At 58.4% G+C, this 18,285-nt stretch carries 13 protein-coding genes; 4 read left to right on the forward strand and 9 right to left on the reverse strand.

Going from position 1 to position 18,285, the window contains the following annotated elements; all coding sequences use genetic code 11:
• From Q0799_RS13535 to Q0799_RS13545, 3 genes are all read right to left on the reverse strand, one after another.
• On the reverse strand, positions 1 to 1,674 hold a 1,674-nt coding region (locus tag Q0799_RS13535; protein WP_298399263.1), incomplete at its 3' end, for a hypothetical protein.
• The gene (locus Q0799_RS13540; protein WP_298399266.1) at positions 1,674 to 2,183 is read right to left on the reverse strand and encodes a three component ABC system middle component; all 510 of its coding nucleotides are present in this window, start codon (positions 2,181 to 2,183) and stop codon (positions 1,674 to 1,676) included. The genes Q0799_RS13535 and Q0799_RS13540, both read right to left, overlap by 1 nt.
• Complete coding sequence (locus Q0799_RS13545) at positions 2,180 to 3,343, reverse strand: ABC-three component system protein (protein ID WP_298399270.1); 1,164 nt, start codon at positions 3,341 to 3,343, stop codon at positions 2,180 to 2,182. The genes Q0799_RS13540 and Q0799_RS13545 overlap by 4 nt, the downstream gene beginning before the upstream one ends.
• A 792-nt stretch (positions 3,344 to 4,135) precedes the next feature.
• Between Q0799_RS13545 and hsdR the strand changes: the two genes are divergently transcribed.
• The 4 genes from hsdR to Q0799_RS13565 are packed head-to-tail and all read left to right on the forward strand — an operon-like array spanning position 4,136 to position 11,430.
• Positions 4,136 to 6,478 carry an EcoAI/FtnUII family type I restriction enzme subunit R gene (hsdR, locus tag Q0799_RS13550; protein ID WP_298399272.1) on the forward strand — a complete coding sequence of 781 codons (2,343 nt, stop codon included), beginning with the start codon at positions 4,136 to 4,138 and terminating at the stop codon, positions 6,476 to 6,478.
• Positions 6,479 to 6,495: 17 nt separating this feature from the next.
• Positions 6,496 to 7,989, forward strand: coding sequence for a class I SAM-dependent DNA methyltransferase (locus tag Q0799_RS13555; RefSeq protein ID WP_298399274.1), 1,494 nt, complete (start codon positions 6,496 to 6,498; stop codon positions 7,987 to 7,989).
• Positions 7,990 to 7,991: 2 nt separating this feature from the next.
• Complete coding sequence (locus Q0799_RS13560; protein WP_298399276.1) at positions 7,992 to 9,575, forward strand: restriction endonuclease subunit S; 1,584 nt, start codon at positions 7,992 to 7,994, stop codon at positions 9,573 to 9,575.
• A gap of 10 nt (positions 9,576 to 9,585) precedes the next feature.
• Entirely contained in the window at positions 9,586 to 11,430 is a 1,845-nt protein-coding gene (locus tag Q0799_RS13565; protein WP_298399278.1) for an SIR2 family protein, read from the forward strand.
• Positions 11,431 to 11,769: 339 nt separating this feature from the next.
• Here Q0799_RS13565 and Q0799_RS13570 read toward each other — a convergent pair whose 3' ends face one another.
• From Q0799_RS13570 to Q0799_RS13590, 6 genes are all read right to left on the reverse strand, one after another.
• On the reverse strand, positions 11,770 to 12,165 hold the full coding sequence (locus tag Q0799_RS13570) for a group I intron-associated PD-(D/E)XK endonuclease (RefSeq protein ID WP_298399281.1): 396 nt from the start codon (positions 12,163 to 12,165) through the stop codon (positions 11,770 to 11,772).
• Between the two features lie 503 nt (positions 12,166 to 12,668).
• Positions 12,669 to 12,923 (reverse strand): helix-turn-helix domain-containing protein, encoded by a 255-nt coding sequence (locus Q0799_RS15205; RefSeq protein WP_366940786.1) that lies wholly within the window; start codon positions 12,921 to 12,923, stop codon positions 12,669 to 12,671.
• Between the two features lie 38 nt (positions 12,924 to 12,961).
• Positions 12,962 to 14,269 (reverse strand): HipA domain-containing protein, encoded by a 1,308-nt coding sequence (locus tag Q0799_RS13575; protein WP_298399283.1) that lies wholly within the window; start codon positions 14,267 to 14,269, stop codon positions 12,962 to 12,964.
• Positions 14,266 to 14,532 carry a helix-turn-helix domain-containing protein gene (locus tag Q0799_RS13580; protein WP_298399286.1) on the reverse strand — a complete coding sequence of 89 codons (267 nt, stop codon included), beginning with the start codon at positions 14,530 to 14,532 and terminating at the stop codon, positions 14,266 to 14,268. The genes Q0799_RS13575 and Q0799_RS13580 overlap by 4 nt, the downstream gene beginning before the upstream one ends.
• A gap of 450 nt (positions 14,533 to 14,982) precedes the next feature.
• Entirely contained in the window at positions 14,983 to 15,927 is a 945-nt protein-coding gene (locus tag Q0799_RS13585; protein ID WP_298399288.1) for a LysR family transcriptional regulator, read from the reverse strand.
• Between the two features lie 66 nt (positions 15,928 to 15,993).
• Positions 15,994 to 18,285, reverse strand: a complete 2,292-nt coding sequence (locus tag Q0799_RS13590; protein WP_298399289.1) for a nitric oxide reductase activation protein NorD — start codon at positions 18,283 to 18,285, stop codon at positions 15,994 to 15,996.

Here is an 18,285-nt window from a genome sequence, read left to right on the forward strand (position 1 = left end):
GCGGCTGGAGCAGCTCAATCTGTATTGAGGCATAGCCGCCTGTGGCGGCACAAGAATTGGGGCCGCGTCAGCGACCCCGCTAGCCGCTTTGAGCGGCTCACATAATGAAGGCCCCCGGCTTTGCCGGGGGATTGTTACTTCCTGAATAACTAACCGAATTGGCGCGTCTGGCCATTCGCCGTCAAGCTGTGGAATCAGGCGGCTTGAGATATCCTGAATTGTGTTCAGTGCATTTTCAAGCTTCCGACCAATCTCATGCTCGGAGACGAGCCTCGCGAGGGCTTCGACCTGCGCCTTCAACGCCGCGATCTCTTCGCCGAGGGCCGACGAGCTATCCGCCGCCTCGTACAGGCGCAGCGCCTCTTGAAGCCGACCGAGGAAGCGCGAGATCTCCTCACCGCGAGTAGTAACCTTACGCGCTTGTTCGGACTTATTTTCCAGGGTGCGGATTTCCTGGCGCACTGCCGCGAGCTCACCCAACAAGCCATCCACCGTTTCGCGCTGCCGAAGCGTCTCTCGCCCTAGCGACTCAGCGACGCTGGGGTGGGATCGCAGGCGAAATTCGATTCCCTCTAGCGCCTCGCATAGCTGATCGATTCTGGCGCGGCCGGCCTCGCTTGGCTCCAGCACAGTCACCGGTTGCGCCGACGACAGACTGCGAATCCATGAAGACAGACCCAACCGATCGCGCTGAATACGCAGGCCGTTGCCGTAGGCATCGCTGCTTTCGTCCAATCGCCGCAACTCATGCAACCGCTGTCGCGACTGATTGAGATTCGCCACTAGTTTGGACTCAGTTGTGCGCAGTTCCGCGAGCCTAATCATAATGACGTCCATCGATGCCAGCGTGGGAGTCGCAGATATGGTGTCGCTCTGCAAGGCGGCGCGCAGCAAGTCAATCGTTGAAGGCCAATCGTTAGGGACAACTGTTTGTGGCGGCAGCAACCCGTATTCGATTGCAAGGCGTACCCAGGCGAAGCCCTCACGCTGCCACGCTGCCCCCGAGTTTTGCCGAGCCTTCAACTCGCTTTCCTTGCGTCTGAGCAAGCGCTGCATGCGGTCTAGGTCGTGGCGCGCCTGTAGTAGCTCAGGACTGACCGCTCCTAGAATGTAGGGAAAGATGGTCTTCAACTTCTCGCGATGTTCCGTCGTGTCAGCCTTGAAGAACATCACGTCTGGGTTGGCGACGATGTTCTGCGGCTGGAATAAGAAGGCCATCAAGTCGCGGAAGCTCGGACGAAACTTGAAGCGATCTTCAGTGCCGGGCTCGAACTGGAGATTCGACAGCCCTGCCAGCCGGTTCAGGACTGCCTTCACATGCTCGACGTTTTGGTTCTTGGCCTGTATTTCTTGCGGCGGCTCAATCTCCGGTGCTTCAAGAAGGAACATGTCGCCGGAGCTCTTCAGTTCGCCGGGCTCCCGACGCGCAAGTAGCTTCTGACCTTCAACAGTGTCGATCAGCACACCGAACCACGAACAGGTCTCGCGAATCACGCCTACCGGGATCGCACACTTATCGGATCCTAGGCAATAGTCAATGATTGGGATGACTGAAGATTTGCCGGTCTTGGACGCGCCGCTGATGACGTTGACCACGCCGGGCTCGAACTTGACTACCCGCGGCTCGCCGCCGCCTCGTGGCCACAAGATGACCTGTCGCAGTTGAAAGTACATCAGAACTCCACTCTAAGGGTATGGGCCACTTGCTGATCGGTAAGGCCGGCGAACCAATATCCGATCTTTTCGGACGCCGGCGCGATGCGACGAATGCGCTCAGGGAGCAATGGCGCAGCCAAGTTGTCGTAAGGACCTACGGACCACATTGTTGCAGTCGCTGGGTCGATACGAATCAGGCCCGACTGCTCGGCGCGAATAAGCGACTCAAGGCTGAGTTGACGTAGCGGGAGCGCTCGGCCGTGGACGGCAATGAGATCCTCTCGCTGCTCACCCAGTTTGCCAACAAACAGGTGCAGGCCAGAGGCCTTGTGTGTACTCAACACCATCTCCAACGTCGGAGCGTGCAGAATCAGGGGCAAAACTAGGAACGCAAGTGGCAGCGTCGCTGCCTGCCCGTCACGCTCTTGGAATCCCAACCCAAACCTCCATAACACGTAGGCCCCCAACGCCTCGTTTTGGACGATTGCGGATTCGCTCAATCGAACCGGTCGACCAACCTCGGTCATTGTTCCCTCTCCTTGTCCAGAAGGGCCTCGTACTCGGCGTGCCAGCCAAGCAGTCGCCGATCGGCCAGATCGTTGAAGCCCCCGTGAGTGAAGTGTCCTGGCAACGCACGGCTATCAAGCGGCACTTCAAGGACAGAGCAGCGGTTGTAAATCGTCCGTCCTTGAACAACCTCTGTCTTGTCTGCGAATAGGTCCTTCACTTCCCCCTGGATTGCGGCATGCTTCCGCAGCAGCGACGCTTCCCAGTCGTCAAAGCTTCCGTCGTAAACGAGCCCTTGCTCTGCCCACGTCGCCTTGTCGCCCGATGTCCGCATGAAATCGCTGGCCGCGCGAAGCTGCTGCTCTTCCGTCGCCTCGATCAATTGCAACTGTTTGATGAAGTCGGGGCGGTTCTTCAAGACGGCCTTTGCGTCGGCCGGGCTCAGCGCTACGGTGAATGAGGGCAGATAGCCAGGAAGGTTGTTCCTTTGAACAAAGGCGTGGAAGTTCTTCCGGAATTCGGCGACGCTGATCTGCGCGGGAATGCCCTTGCGAATGCGTTGGTCAGCCCACTCCTTGGCAATTCCGATCGCCGACTGGCAGATGACATCAATGGATGCCGAGGGTACTGCGGGGGCCAGAAGGACACGCAAGGGCTCAATCGGATCGGCGTCAACACTGACGGCGGAGAATCGTGAGATGAGCGCGTCACGATGGGCATCGGACGCATCTAAGAAGTTCTGAACGTGCGCCATGCACTTGGGCTGCTGCGCGCGCGCTTTCAGCTTCTTTTCGATCTCCTTGACAAGCGCGTGTACTGCCAGTGGCTCGCCGGCGGCGTGCATGGTTGAGCTAACTTTGCCTGCCCGCGGAGGTGTCACGTAGAGCTGAAACCAGGTCTTGGCGGGGTCTATCCTGCCCGACGCAACTAAGTCGATCCAGTTCGCCAACGCCTTCCAAAGATCCTCGGACCAGTCAGAAAGGGCGTTATGGGACAGGGCGCTTTTACATTGTTCCAAGAGTAACGTCCCGTCGGCATAGTGGACGGCAACGTCGTCCAGCAACTCAAGCGACACACTTGAGTCCAGCGGACTGCTGAGAAGGTGGTAACACAGGCGAACAGGCTGCAATGCAAACCCGAGATACGGCCCGGCCGCGCTGTGCTTGACTAAGCCATTCATATGCGCAGTTCCAGGCCCGCGCAGTCAAGCGCGGCCGACCATCGCCAAATCGTATACTCCATGACGCTCCTCGCGTTTCAGCAGTGCTCAGCTTGTCGCTGGCATGCATGCTTTATTATGCGGAGGTTAGCAGCAATGACACGAGAGTATCAAGATGTGGGACAAGCCCTAGTTCCACTTACTCACTATTCCAGCATCGTATTTAACCAGCTACATGCTGAATTGCTACGACAGCAGATTAACGGCAGTTGGCACGCATTTCCCTTTCAATGAACGAGCAGACATGAGCGACTGCTTTTTGGCAGCGAGATTGGCGAGTCGCAAGTCCGAAACGGCTCGGCAGTTCCAGTTCGCAGTATCGGGAAGCTGCCTGGCGAGTAAGTGACAGGTAACCGTCGCATATCGGCTCATCAGGCAAATGCCGGCGAATGGCAGCAAAGGCCGATCACCTGCCTCTGCTGAAAGGCGGAGGCTCGGCCTGAGCTTGGCTAGATCAGCGACAGGTGTTCTGCGGTCCGCGGACCTTCAGGGCTGCACAACCTCAACGGCTAGGATTCGGTATCGGCGTCAGACAGCACCCGCCCCCCAAGGTGTAGTAACGCCCTGCGACCTTCCAACGGAAGGGAGCAGTCATCCGCCAACAGGACGTCGGCCATGGCTGAGCGACCTGGTTTGCCGAATGGGCGAAATATGCCGCTAAGCTGACATTGCGGAAACCGGATAGAATTTGAGGCCCAACAGCGCACCGATGGCGCAAACAAGCCATGCACCATTCAACTTTGGATTCCCCTGATGGATAGCAACGAGAAGAAGGAACTCAGCGAGTCTGACATCAAGGCCAAGTTCATCACGCCGGCGATTGTCCAGGCGGGTTGGGACGAGATGACGCAAATTCGCCGTGAGGTGACCTTGACGCCGGGCCCGGTCGTCGTTCGCGGCAATCTATCCTCGCGCAATAAGAAAAAGAAGAAATTCGCCGACTATGTGCTCCAGAAGGAAAAGGGCGTACCAGTGGCGGTGGTCGAGGCCAAAGAAAACAACTACACCATCAGCCATGGTTTGCAGCAGGCCCTTGGCTATGCCGACATCCTGGATGTGCCCTGCGCCTTCAGTTCCAACGGCGACGGATTTGCCAGCCATAACAAGGTGGCTGCCGAAGGCGAAGACACTGAAACCGAATTCGGGCTGGATGCGTTTCCCTCGCCAGCGGAACTGTGGGCGCGCTACAAGCGTTTCAGAGGCATTGCAGACGATCAGGAATCCCTCGTCACCGAACCCTATCACGATGATGGCAGCAACAAGGAGCCCCGCTACTACCAGGCCGAAGCCATCAACCGCGTGATCGAGAAAGTGGCCCAGGGCGAAAAACGCCTGCTACTGGTCATGGCCACCGGTACTGGCAAGACCTACACCACCTTCCAGATCATCTACCGTCTCTGGAAGGCCAAGAAGGCAAAACGTATTCTTTTCCTGGTCGACCGCAATATTCTGGCCGACCAGACACTGGTCAACGACTTCAAGCCCTTCGGCTCGGTCATGACCAAAATCCGTAATCGCAAGATCGATCCTTCCTACGAGGTTTATCTGGGCCTGTATCAGGCACTCACCGGCCCCGATGAGGAAGACAAGATATTCAAGTCGGTCAAGCGCGACTTTTTTGATCTGATCGTCATCGACGAGTGTCATCGTGGCAGCGCCAACGATGATTCCGCCTGGAAAGAAATCCTCGAATATTTTGACGGTGCCATCCAGCTGGGCATGACCGCCACGCCCAAGGAAACGAAGTACGCCTCCAACATTACCTATTTTGGCGAGCCGATCTACACCTACTCGCTGAAGCAGGGCATTCAGGACGGATTCCTCGCCCCCTACAAAGTGGTACGTATCGACATCGACAAGGACATTCACGGCTGGACGCCCCCGCCCGGCATGAAAGACGATCTCGGCAACGAGATCGAGCAGCGCGAATACAACCAGATCGACATGGACCGCATCCTGGTGCTCAACCAGCGCACCCGGCTCGTCGCCGAGCGCGTCATGAAGCTGCTCAACGCCACCGACCCGTTCCAGAAGACCATCATCTTCTGCGAAGACATCGACCACGCCGAACGCATGCGCAAGGCCATCGTCAATGCTTCCGGCCAGTTGGCGAAAGCCAATAGCAAGTACGTGATGCGCATCACCGGTGACAGCATCGAGGGCAAGGCCGAGCTGGACAACTTCATCGACCCGGAAAGCAGATACCCCGTCATCGCCACCACCTCGGAACTGCTGACCACCGGCGTCGATGCCAAGACCTGCAAGCTCATCGTGCTCGACAAGACCATCAACTCGATGACCACCTTCAAGCAGATCGTCGGCCGTGGCACGCGCATCGAAGAATCGCAGAACAAATACTTCTTCACCATCATGGATTTCAAGAAGGCCACCGAGCTCTTCAAGGACCCTGATTTCGATGGCGAACCGGTCGTCATCTACGAGCCCGAAGATGACGATGACCCCGTCCCCCCCGATCCCGAAGGCGACGGAGAAGAGGGCGAAGCGGGGGGTGAAGAAGGCGAAATCATCAAGAAGTACCACGTCGGCGGTGTCACGGTTTCCATCATTGCCGAGCGAGTCGAATTCCTCGGTGATGACGGCCAGATGGTCACCGAAAGCTACCGTGACTACAGCCGCAAGAACATCCGCCAGGAGTTCACCTCGCTGGACGACTTCCTGCAAAAATGGAACGGCAGCAAGAAGAAGGCCGCCATCATTGAAGCCCTCGCCGAATACGGCATCGAGCTGCCCAAGCTCGCCAGGGAAGTCGGCAAGGACTACGGCGATTTCGACCTCATCTGCCACATCGCCTTTGACCAGCCGCCCCTGACCCGAGCCGAGCGGGCCAACAACGTCAAGAAGCGAAACTACTTCACCCAATACGGCGACAAGGCGCGTGCCGTGCTGGAAGCCCTGCTCGACAAATACGCCGACGAAGGCATTGTCAGCATCGAGAACAACAACGTCCTCAAGCTTGATCCCTTCAAGCAGCTCGGCACGCCGGTGGAAATCATCAACGGCGTCTTTGGTGGCAAGGCTCAATACGAAGCAGCCTTGCAGGCCCTTGAAACCGAACTCTTCAAACAAGCAAGTTAAGCAACACTGGAATCTCAATGAGCAACGTCAGCGGCATCATCAAATCCATCCAGGACATCATGCGCAAGGATGTCGGCGTCGACGGCGACGCCCAGCGCATCAGCCAGTTAGTCTGGATGTTCTTCCTCAAAATCTACGATGATCGCGAAGCCGAAATCGAACTGCTGGAAGACAACTACAAGTCGCCCTTGCCCGAGCATCTGCGCTGGCGCAACTGGGCGGCCGACCCCGAGGGCATGACCGGCGACGAACTCGGCGACTTCGTGAACCTCCAGCTCTTTCCCACGCTGAAGAACAAGCTTGCCGTCAGCGGCCCTACCGGCGAGCGCGCCAAGGTCATCCGCAACGTCTTCGAGGATGCCTACAACTACATGAAGTCCGGCACCCTCATGCGGCAGGTCATCAACAAGATCAGCGAGATCAATTTCAACAACACGCAAGACCGCCACACCTTCGGCAGCATCTACGAGCAGATCCTGAAAGACCTGCAAAGCGCCGGCAACGCCGGCGAGTTCTACACCCCCCGCGCCGTCACCAAATTCATCGTCGACCGGGTCGATCCGAAGCTCAATGAGAGCGTGCTCGACCCGGCCTGCGGTACCGGCGGCTTTCTCGCCTGCGCCATCGACCACAAGCGCACCCGCTACGTGAAGAACGCGGCGGACGAAGCCGTCCTCGTCGCCAGCATCCACGGCGTCGAGAAAAAAGCCCTGCCGCACATGCTGTGCACGACCAACATGATCCTGCACGGCATCGACACCCCGACCCGGATCGAGCACGACAACATGCTCAGCCGCCGCGCCTACACCGACTACGGCGAGGCCGACCGCGTCAACGTCATCATCACCAACCCGCCCTTTGGCGGCATGGAAGAGGACGGCGTCGAAAACCAGTTTCCCGCGACCCTGCGCACTCGAGAAACTGCCGACCTGTTCATGGCGCTGGTCATCCGCCTGCTCAAGAGCCACGGCCGCGCCGCCGTGGTCCTGCCCGATGGTTTCCTGTTCGGCGAAGGCATGAAGACCCGCCTGAAACAGATGCTGCTGGAGCAATGCCATCTGCACACCATCGTCCGCCTGCCCAATGGCGTATTCAACCCCTACACCGGCATCAAGACCAACATCCTCTTCTTCACCAAAAAGCCCGAGGGCGAATGGCCGGCAAGCAAGGAAGTCTGGTTCTACGAACATCCCTACCCCGAGGGCGTAACCAGCTACAACAAGACCCGCCCCATGCAGTTCGAGGAGTTCGCCAGCGAATGCGCCTGGTGGGGCGACGAAGCCGACGGCTTCGCTGCCCGCGTCGAAACCCCACAGGCCTGGACAGTCAGTCTCGAAGACATTGCCGCCCGCAACTACAACCTCGATATCAAGAACCCGCACGTTGGCAAGCAGATCAGCCACGACCCGGAAGAACTCCTGCAGCAGTATCGGGCGCAGCAGCAGGACATCCAGTCGCTGCGCGACCAGCTCAAGGGCATCCTCTCCGCTGCGCTCACGGGAGCGCAGTGAGCATGGCCGCTGTTGAAACACTAATCACGGATCACCTCGATCTGTGGACCGCCGCCCTCAAACGCAAATCCACCGCCGGCCGGGGCTCGTCCAGCAAGGTCGAGATGTACGGCATCAAGAAGCTGCGCGAGCTGGTTTATGAGCTTGCCGCAAAGGGACTTCTAGTTGCCGGGGGTAGAGATACTCGCAATGATTATTTGAATCTGGGCGAAGTTTCCGAATTTGTAATGGGGCAAGCCCCCGCTGGCAATGAATGCAACAAGGATGGCAAAGGAACAGTATTCGTTAAGACAGGAGAATTCGGCCAGCGCTATCCAGAAATAAAAGAGTGGACAACAAAACCTCTCAAATTTGCCCAGAAGGGGGATGTTCTAATTTGCGTCGTTGGCGCAACTATCGGCAAGCTTAATTTTGGTATCGATTGTGCGATTGGTCGTAGCGTCGCTGCGATCAGGCCAAGTCAAAAAATACTTACAGAGTATTTGTACATTTCATTGGTACCTTTTACGATCAAATTGCGACAGAACTCGAGGGGGTCTGCGCAAGGTGTTATTGGTAAAGCTGAGCTTTCAGCGATAAAGATAAGAGTGCCACCGCTCGCCGAACAACACCGCATCGTCGCCAAAGTCGATGAACTGATGGCGCTGTGTGACCAGCTTGAGCAACATACCGACGCCAGCCTCGGCGCCCATCAAACGCTAGTGGAAACCCTGCTGAGTGCGCTGACCAGCGCCGCCGATCACGCGCAATTCGCCAGCGCCTGGCTGCGCATCGCCGGCCACTTCGACACGCTGTTCACGACCGAAGAGAGCATCGACCAGCTCAAGCAAACCATCCTGCAACTGGCGGTGATGGGCAAGCTCGTCCCGCAAGACCCGAACGACGAACCCGCGAGCGAACTGCTCAAGAAGATCGCCGCCGAGAAAGCGAAGTTGGTGAAGGAAGGCAAGGCCAAAAAAGAGAGGCTTCTGCCACCAGTTGGGGATGCTGAAGCGCCATATAGACTTCCGCAAGGGTGGGCGTGGATCAGATTGGGACAGTGTGGAGTATGTTCAACGGGCAAGACGCCAAGTACCAACGAACCAAAATACTATGATGGAGATATTCCATTTATCGGGCCTGGACAAATATCGATTGACGGAGAGTTGTCGGCACCCGAGAAGTTTGTTTCTGAGGCAGGGTTAGAAGAGAGCACTGAAGCAAAACCCAATGACATTTTTATGGTTTGTATTGGTGGGTCAATCGGAAAAGCAGCCATTGCAGACAAGCGACTGGCGTTCAACCAACAAATAAATGCGATACGCCCAATCCTGCTCTCTTCTAAGTACCTTTATGTAGCAGTTTCCTCGAAACATTTCACCGACGGAGTGATTGCATACGCCACTGGTTCGGCCACGCCAATTATCAATCGATCCAAATGGGAAGAGCTTCCGGTCCCAATTTGCTCGATCCAAGAGCAAATTCGCATCGTCGCCAAAGTCGACGAACTGATGGCCCTGTGCGACCTGCTCAAGTCCCGCCTCAGCGATGCCCAAGCCACCCAACTCCACCTCGCCGACGCCCTCGTCGAGCAGGCCATCGGCTGAGTCACAGGACATGACGCCAGCGCTGCACAAAATCTGGTGCGACGAAGACGAACATTATCGCTACGAGCACTTTGCCGATTTCAACGAGTGGCTGGATAGCGAGGAGGGGCAGGCGGCCAGGATTGACTATGGCGTTGACGCCTTGCCCCAGCCCAGCAAGGCGCTGTTTGCTGGGGACAGAAACGGCTACGACGAAGCGTTCCAGGCGTTTCGCAAAGCCTGTCGTCACGAGGCACTGGGCGAGTCCTGGTTTCAGGAGCAGCTTGGCGATGACCATTGGTTCCAGCGCAATGTGGATCACTTCATTCAGCTAGTCGACCTCATGGCAGCCGGGGCGGTGGTGCCGTTTGTCGGTGCGGGCATTTCGGCATCGGCGGGGTTTTCAAGCTGGAAGGAGCATCTGCGCCACCAGGGCAAAACGGCGCATATCGCTGCCGAACGCATCGAAGAACTGTTGGGTGCCGGCGCTTACGAAACGGTGCTGGAAGAGATCGAGGCTATTCGGGGCCGCGAGGTGTTCATTAACGAAATTCGCGATGAGTTCTCCCGCAACCCCACGATCCCGGATGTGGTCTGGCGCATCTCCGAGTTGTTCACGGATACGGTGATCACGACCAATTATGATCGCTTGCTTGAGCAGTCGTTTGAAACCGGCGAGGCTGGCAGGGTTCAGGTGATCAATGGCCTGAATGCGCTGGAGCAGCCCGATCCGAAGAAGATCACGGTCATCAAGCTACACGGGGATATTCGTGAGCCGAAACGCTGCATCCTCAGCAAGAACCAATATGACGAGGCCTACGGCAACGGCAGCCTGAATCTGCACAAACCCATCCCCAAGCTGCTTGCCTACCATTACAAGAACAGCAGTCTGCTCTTTTTGGGCTGTAGCCTGAGTAATGACCGGACGGTTCAGGTTTTCAGGAAGATCAGGGAAGACATGGGGGAAGAGGAGGAGATCAAACAGCACTTCTCCATCGAGCAAGCCCCGGAGACCCTGGACGGGATCGCCCAGCGCAATGCGGAACTGGCCAAGCTGGGCATCACCCCGATCTGGTTCGAGAAAGATCGGTATGAGCTTGTCGAAAGCCTGCTCAGCCTGGCCAAGAACGAGCTGCGGCACCGGGGTGTCGCGCCTGAGCCGCTACCGGTGGACGAATCGCCCATCAAACTGGCGATGGATCTGAGCCATTTCCTCGGCGACTTCATCGACCTGATGCCCTTGCTGCACTGGCTGCACCGGACTGTTCCTCAGTCCGCAACCGGCCAGTATCTTTCCGCCATGCAGCGGGTGTTTCATGCGCATTCGTTTGCGACTCGGCAGACCGACGAGAATCTGAGGATGGCGCTGGATAATCTGCTGCGCGTGTTGTCGAGTTCGCCGGAGTTTGATGGCTATGCCCATGGAAAACTGTCAGTGGCCTTCAGGTGTCTGCAGCAATATCTGAAGTCGATTGGCGAACGGAATTATCTGGACGATGAGTTTGAGTGGAATATCCACGAACTGTTGACCACTCCTGTATTGCAGCTTGAGCCTCTGCTGGCGCACAAAGCTGGCGGCAGCTTTGATTACCACGCCATACGTTTGATTTTTGCCCTGTTGCAGCACGGAAAGCGGCAGCATGGATCGAAAGAGTCATTCTGCGAATTGCCGGGCGCGGTAAGCCATGAGTTTGGTGACTACATCGCCTTGTCACTGGCTACGAATCTGGGTCTCACGGTTCCTGATCGCCTTGATCAAATCTACACGGGTGACATTCAGAGCCTGTGCGAAGACGCCTGGGAAAACCTGGATAAGCCAATCAACCTCGGGTTTGTCGACCGCGTGAAGTTGATGCTTGCTTCGTTTTTTAACTAGTGGCGAGAGACGATGGCTGTTTGGGAGCGATGCCATGTTTATGTCTGGATATTTCCCCTTGTGTCAATTCCTTATTAGTGACAGCAATTCAGGGGCTCGCTCAGCGGATCTCGGCAAAAAGCGAAGAACCAAATCCTTCAGTTCATCTGGCGAAAGAAGTGCTTCGCTCTTCAGTACTTGTATCAGCGTAGGTAAGGCGCGGAGGTGAGTTGGGTCGGCTGAAAAAATCAGCCTTCTTTTAATGATGTGACTTGTATTGCCCACGAGTATGGTCTCGGCCTTATTTTTGGGCCTACACCCATATCGCTGCCCAATGTTCGTAAAGGCCGAAGTCCGGCCTCATATCCGCTTGAACGCTTTGAGAAAATTTGACGGGTGCTTGCTGAAGCGAATGTGCTCCGGCGAATTCAATGGGCGATTCGTTTCAGTGAATGCAGGGGTTATGTAACCCCAATCGCCAAGAGTTGAAAAATAGACGACATAGTCAATTTTTGCCCCCTGCCACTTGTTCTCGACTCGGATCGATTCGTCTTTGCTCTGAATACTCTTCACCTGTATCCGGTAGAAGCTTTCATCATCTGCCACTACGATATCTGTTTTTTTGCCGTGATCAATCACTGGGATCAGAACCTCCCAGCCATCGCTTAGAAGCCAAGCGGATAAGAGTTGCTCATACGACAACTGTTTGTGAGCGGCCAACGTGGTTTGTTTAAGGACTGTGTTTCTTACAGGCATGACATTACCTTTTCAGGTTATGCCGTACGACAGCCAGATGGGCTTCCTGTATACGGACCGAGGCGGTATACCACCGACCTCCCGATAAGCATCACCGCACTGCAAGTGTCAGTAGAAGAGTAGCAAAGGCTGCCAACCTTGCAGTTCGGGCAGATGCCCGCCTCCTGCATAAATGCCACCTTGGCCCAAAGCGGACCGTGATGCGACTATGGCTAGATTATCTGCCTTGGCATGTGGCTGTCAACGGAACTCTAATCCACAACGTGAGCAGCAAATGATGGTGGTCACGGCTTGCAGCCATTGCTCAGCTGGGACGCCAGGAACCGTTCCGGCCGATCACAGGCCTCTGTTGAGATTCGGTTGCTTTGCCTTATGCAAAGGCCGATTTGCCGACTGTGAGGGCGGTGGAGTCGATATTCAATTTCATAACATCGGGGTCCCCGAACGATACGAAATTGAGTTCGGTGGTCGTGCCCTTCATTTCGATGGCACGAGCACCGAGCCTAGTGCATCTGGTTTCTCGGCCGGCCTCTGTTGCGCTTTGTGGGCGCTATCGTTTGGTTTTGAGATTCTTCCTTGAGCCCAAATAGTCTGTCTTGCCAGGCTCGGAATTCCACTGGATGCCAGTACACTCTGCGACCGATTGCTGTCGGCATAGGCAAAGTCCCGTCGCTGATCCAGTAATTAATGGTGCGCATGCTGACAGACAGGAGTTCCGCTGCAAGTTCTTTCGTTACCAACTTCTGAGGCGTGTTCATATCGATGATGGTGGCCAAAGGTTAGTATAGGCCGACTGTTAGACGATCTGTCTCACCATCTCCTTCACCACGGTGTGCAGTATCGTCCTCAGGCAACGGGATTCTCCCGTCAGGGTGATGCCCAGTTCAGGCCGCTCTGCAATCAGGCGAGCGTTTTCTGTTTCTACTTCGGCGTAAAGCGCTTCGGTTTCCGGCACGATGCGCTGGTGCAGTTTGTCCAGAAGTCGCGTCGCGGTGCCTTTGCTCAGGTTCAGTGCTGCACCGGCCTCAAGAAGCAAGGGGCGCGTGATATCCGAAAAATGCTGAACGCCCAGAATCGGCCAGGCGAGTTGACTCTGCTCCGGCCAGGCCTCCCTGTCGAAAGCGGGCGAATCGTAGCAGGCAACGCTGAGGAGATCGTAGAAGGGTGCGAGTTGTATCCCTTCGTGCGAAACCATGAAGCTCAGGTTTTTCAGGTGAGCATCACTGTTGCCGGTTAAAACGTTGAATACCAGCCAACTGAAGAGTCGGGTGCGCGCCACCGCCGGGCTACGGCAAGCATTGGCCAGGGCGGCCAGATTTTCCATACTGCCCTGACTGTATTTGAAGCTGCGATCCAGCCCCAGCAACTGACAGGCATCAATGACATGGCGGCGTTGCCAGCCATTGCGACCGGAGAAGCGGTCGAAGCGATCGATCAGATAGATGGGCGAGGGAACGTAACGGCGATGGACGGCGGGAACCTCCAAACCGAGGCGTTTAGCCAGACGCATCACAAACCACTCGTTGATGACTGAATGCGGGTAGTCGTCGTCTGGGTGGTCAGGCTTGAGGATGTGGGCGGACGGCGTGCTGCCGGCTGGTTCGTACAATTCTTCGTCCTGAAGCACGACGGCGAGCTTGTGCTGCGCACCGGCCAGGGACATGCGTTTGACCGCGCCGTGGGTCAGCGGGGCCTTGGGCAGTTGGCGGATGCGGTTTTCTAGCGCATGGTCGGTTAGTGGATGCAGGGGCTCGTCTTCGGGGAGCGGACGCTCAGGCGGAAGCAGGGTGATTGACCCCGCAGACTCCGCACCGTACCAGGCAAGCAAACCGAAGGCATCCGCTACATCTAGGTCGGCGTCGCCAGCGAGCAAGCGCCGTTGCCCTTCTTCAGGCAGCAGATTGTCGAAATACCATTGAACCGGGCGCCGCGTTGCGCCATCGAGCAACGGGGCGGTGGTGAGCGGTAGATGGGGGCTGAGGGCAAAGCGCTGACTATCATTGAGCCATGCTTCCGAATACCTGAAGCTCCACAAGCCGTTGACCTCCCGAAGCGTACCGACTTCAGTCTGATTGATCAGCGCGCGTAATGATCGGTCGTTCATGACGGCTCTTCGGGGGCGGTCGGCGATTTGATGTAGGGGGCGACGCTGTCTGGTACGTCTATCGTGACCCGAATCCCCAAGCCTTCGAGCACTTGGAAGAGTTTTCCCCAGCGGACCGAGTCGCTGCCGCGCTCGATTTTCCCCAGGAAGTTCTCGCTGACGCCAATACTCCCGGCGGCATCGTCTTGCCGTATCTTCTGGGCCTTACGGGTGGCGCGGACGATCTGGCCGAGTTCGGCGGCGCTGGCGATGGGTATCTTCATGTTCAATCCTCATGTTTGCAAGGATTCTGCGTCAGGATGCCAAGGTATGCAATGAATCCTTAGCATCGTGCGGATTATTTTTTGTTGCCGCTGACTTTTCGGTGTATCCTCGCAATCGTGAGGATTTCTTTGGGGGCGCTGTGGCGATGTTTGATTTATCTGTTCAGAATAAATTCGAGATGAATACAAATATGCCATTGGTGCAACGATTTTGGCGGCAATCGTGCGTCAATGCGGCAAAAAAGTACTGCTTTTTGTTGCACGCACCTGCACATTGCTGCACAATAGAATCATGATTTTTAAGGGTTTTTATTTTGTTGCCGTGCAGCAAAAATTGGCTAAAACGGGTTCGGGACGCAGGGGTCGCATGTTCGAATCCTGTCACTCCGACCAATTTACTGCTAAGAAAAGAAACAAGCCCTGATTATTCAGGGCTTTTTTCTTTTCTGCCTACGCCGTTCTCGGCAGGTAGTGATCGAATTCCTGAATCAGCGCCGGGGCGGTTTCGTCGAGCAGGAAGTTGCGGAAGTTCATGCCGGCCGGCATCAGTCGTTTGGCGTTCATGTGCACCACGTACCAGGTGCGTTCGATCGGGGTGCCGACCACGTCGAGCAGGCTGACTTCGGCGGTTTTCAGTTCCAGCGGCAGGGTGTGCAGCGACAGCAGGCTGATGCCCATGCCGGCCATGACCGCCTGCTTGATCGTTTCGTTGCTGCCCATGCTGATCGTCCGTGCCGGCGTGAACAAGTGGTTCTTGAACATTTCCTCGGCGACGCGCCGGGAGCCCGAGCCTTCCTCGCGCAGCAGGAAGGTTTCCTGACGCAGTTCGTGCAGTTCGAAGCGGCGCGCCGTGCGCAGCGGATGGTCGGCCGGGGCGACCAGCACGTACGGGTGGCGGGCCATCGGTTCGCCGTGGGCGTCGATTTCGACCGGGATACGGCCCATGATCGCCAGGTCGATGGCGTTGTCCTGCAGCTTCTGCAACAACAGTTCGCGGTTGCCGACGGTGAACTGGACGTCGATGCCGGGATGCGCCTGGGCAAACTTGGCCAGCAGGCGCGGCATGAAATACTTGGCGGTACTGACCAGTCCGACCGATATCTGCCCGGTTTCGGCGCCGGCCAGCGCCTGCAGGCTGGCTTCGGCGTCCTTGATTTCGCCGAGGATGCGCAAGGCGTGATGCACCAGCAGCTCGCCGGCACCGGTCAGGGCGACGCCGCGACCCATGCGCTCGAACAGCGGCAGGCCGACGTTGTCCTCGAGCTGCTTCAATTGCATGGACACCGCCGGCGGCGTCAGGTGCAGCTCTTCTGCGGCGCGGGCATAGCTCAGATGGCGGGCGGCGACGACGAAGATCTGCAATTGGCGCAGGGTCAGGTTGCGGACAAAGTTCATTGGTCGATGAAGTGTTTCCATGAATCGTTCAGGTTTTCCTGACTCTAGGCGGCGCATCGGCGGGCGTCAACGGGTGAGGTTCAAATAGACCATCGGCAGTTGTTCAGGCAGGCGTTCGATGCGGTCGAGAATGCGCCACTGCCGGCCGAAGATCCTGCCGACATAGGCGTCGGCCGCCGGATCGAGACTGAGGCAGAAGCTGTCGATGCCGCTGCCGGCGAGTTCGCCCACCGCCTTGCGGGCGTCGCCCAGCAGGTAGTCCGGATCGCTGACGTCGATGTCGGCCGGCTCGCCGTCGGTCAGTACGAGCAGGATGCGTTTTTCGCTGCGCCGGGCCTCCAGCATGCGCCCGGCGTGCCGCAGCGCGGCGCCCATGCGTGTGGACCAGCCGGCGCTGACGGCGGCCAGGCGCGCCTTGACCGGATCGCCCCAGGCTTCGGAAAAGCCCTTGATGTGATGGTAGCGGACCTCGTGCCGGGTGTTGGAATGAAAGCCGGCAATGGCGCAGGCGTCGCCCAGTTCGTCGATGGCCCAGGCGAGCAGGGCGACGGCTTCGCGGGCGGTATCGAGGATGCTTTGCTGGCCGCCCGGGAGGGTGGCGTTCAGCGACTGCGACAGGTCGATCAGCAGCAGCACGCTGATATCGCGTCCGGCCGTCCGGTGGCTGACCTGGATGCGCGGATCGGGCAGGTGGCCGCTGCGCCAGTCGGTCCAGGCGCGGACGGCGACATCGAGATCGAGTTCGCTGCCGTTTTCCTGGTGGCGGATGCGCACCCGCTCCTGCGGCTTGAGCAGGTCGAGCAGGCGCTTGAGGCGGCAGGCGAGCGGGGCATGCCTGGCCAGCAGTGCGTCGATGTCGGCGGCGTTACCCGGCGGGTGCAGGGCTTCATAGACGGCGACCCAGTCGGGGCGCCAGGTCTGGGCCGTCTCATCCCACTCCGGGTAATGCCGGGGTGGCAGGCCGCTGGGCTCGCTGGCGGCAGCGCTGGGCGGTGGCTCGAAACTTTCTTCCTCGTCGCCGGCTTCGAGATGAATCCACAGGTGGCGGTTGTCGTCGCGGTAGTCGATTTCGGTATCGGCGAAGTGCACCCTGGCGTACTGGTCGCTGGGCAGGCGGCTGCGTGCTGCGTAGGCAAGCGCAATTTCAGCGACAGCCCGGGTGCTCGCCGCGCCGTCGGCCAGGCAGTGCCGGAAACGCCCGGCGAACTCGTCGATCAGCGGATCGGGATCGCTGCCGGTCGGATCGATGCAGGCCCGCGACAGCCGGGTCAGGCGGTGGCGCAGGGTGTTTTCGCTGGCCGCGTCGCAACTGCCCGGCAGTGGTTGCGGGTGGGCGGCCAGCAGGCTGGCGGTGAGGCCGGGGTAAAGCCGCAGCAGCAGGCAGTCGATACGCGCATCTTCGAGCGCTTCGACCGCCAGGCGCTGCATCGGGCTCCAGTTGTCGGCGATCAGCGGCTGGCTCCAGCGGCGATGGCCGGCCATGTGCGCCAGCATCAGCCGGTAACGTGCCAGGCCGCTGCTGCCGGAGCGGTCGTTCAGCACGTCGGGCAGGCGCAGCCCGTCGGCGGCCAGGTAAGGCTGTTGGCGATGCCCGGCGAAGGCGGTCGAATAGGGAACAAGCAGGCTGTCGTCGGCCCACAGGGCGTGCAGACCCAGGCTCAGGCGGCGCTCGACATCGGCAAACAGGGTGCCGCTGCGTTCGCGTTCCAGCAGGTGACGGCTCTCCGGTGTGCGCAAGGCGAAATAGTCGCGTTGCTGCGCCGGATGCTGCGCGGTCAGGCGGATGCCCTGCAGCATCCATTGCCGGACGCCGGCCAGCGGGACGATGGCCAGCAGTTGCGGGGCGCTGCGGAAAAATTCCGGCAAGGCCGGGCTGGGCTCGGTGATCTGGTGGCCGTGGATCGAGCCCGAGGTCCGGTCGGCGAGTTCCAGGGCAATGCACAGGTAGTCGGCCAGGCCGTCGGCGCTGCGCAACTGGCCGACGACGGCGGCGAGCGTCTGCAGCAGCGGGGTGACGGCCGGCGCGTTGGGCGATTTCTGCAGGCTGCGGATCGCCGCCATCAGCGCTGGCAGGGCGAGCGCCTGCGGCACCTGGCGGGCCACGTCCGGCCAGTGTTCGAGAAAGGCCAGCAAAGGCTCGGGGCCGCGCCCGAGTTTGCCGATGGCGCGTGCCGCTGCGAGATATTCCGGCATTTCCGGCGACTTCAGCACCTGCCCGGCAGCGCTCAGGCATTCGTCGAAGACATCGGCGACCACGGCGAAACCGCAGTCGAGCGCGGCCCAGGCCGCCTGCGATTCCGGGCTGGCCATCAGCCGCTGGCGGGCATCGGCAATATTGCGCAGGCCGGGGACTGCCAT

It is taken from the genome of uncultured Azonexus sp. (genome assembly GCF_937982035.1).
Taxonomy (GTDB): domain Bacteria; phylum Pseudomonadota; class Gammaproteobacteria; order Burkholderiales; family Rhodocyclaceae; genus Azonexus.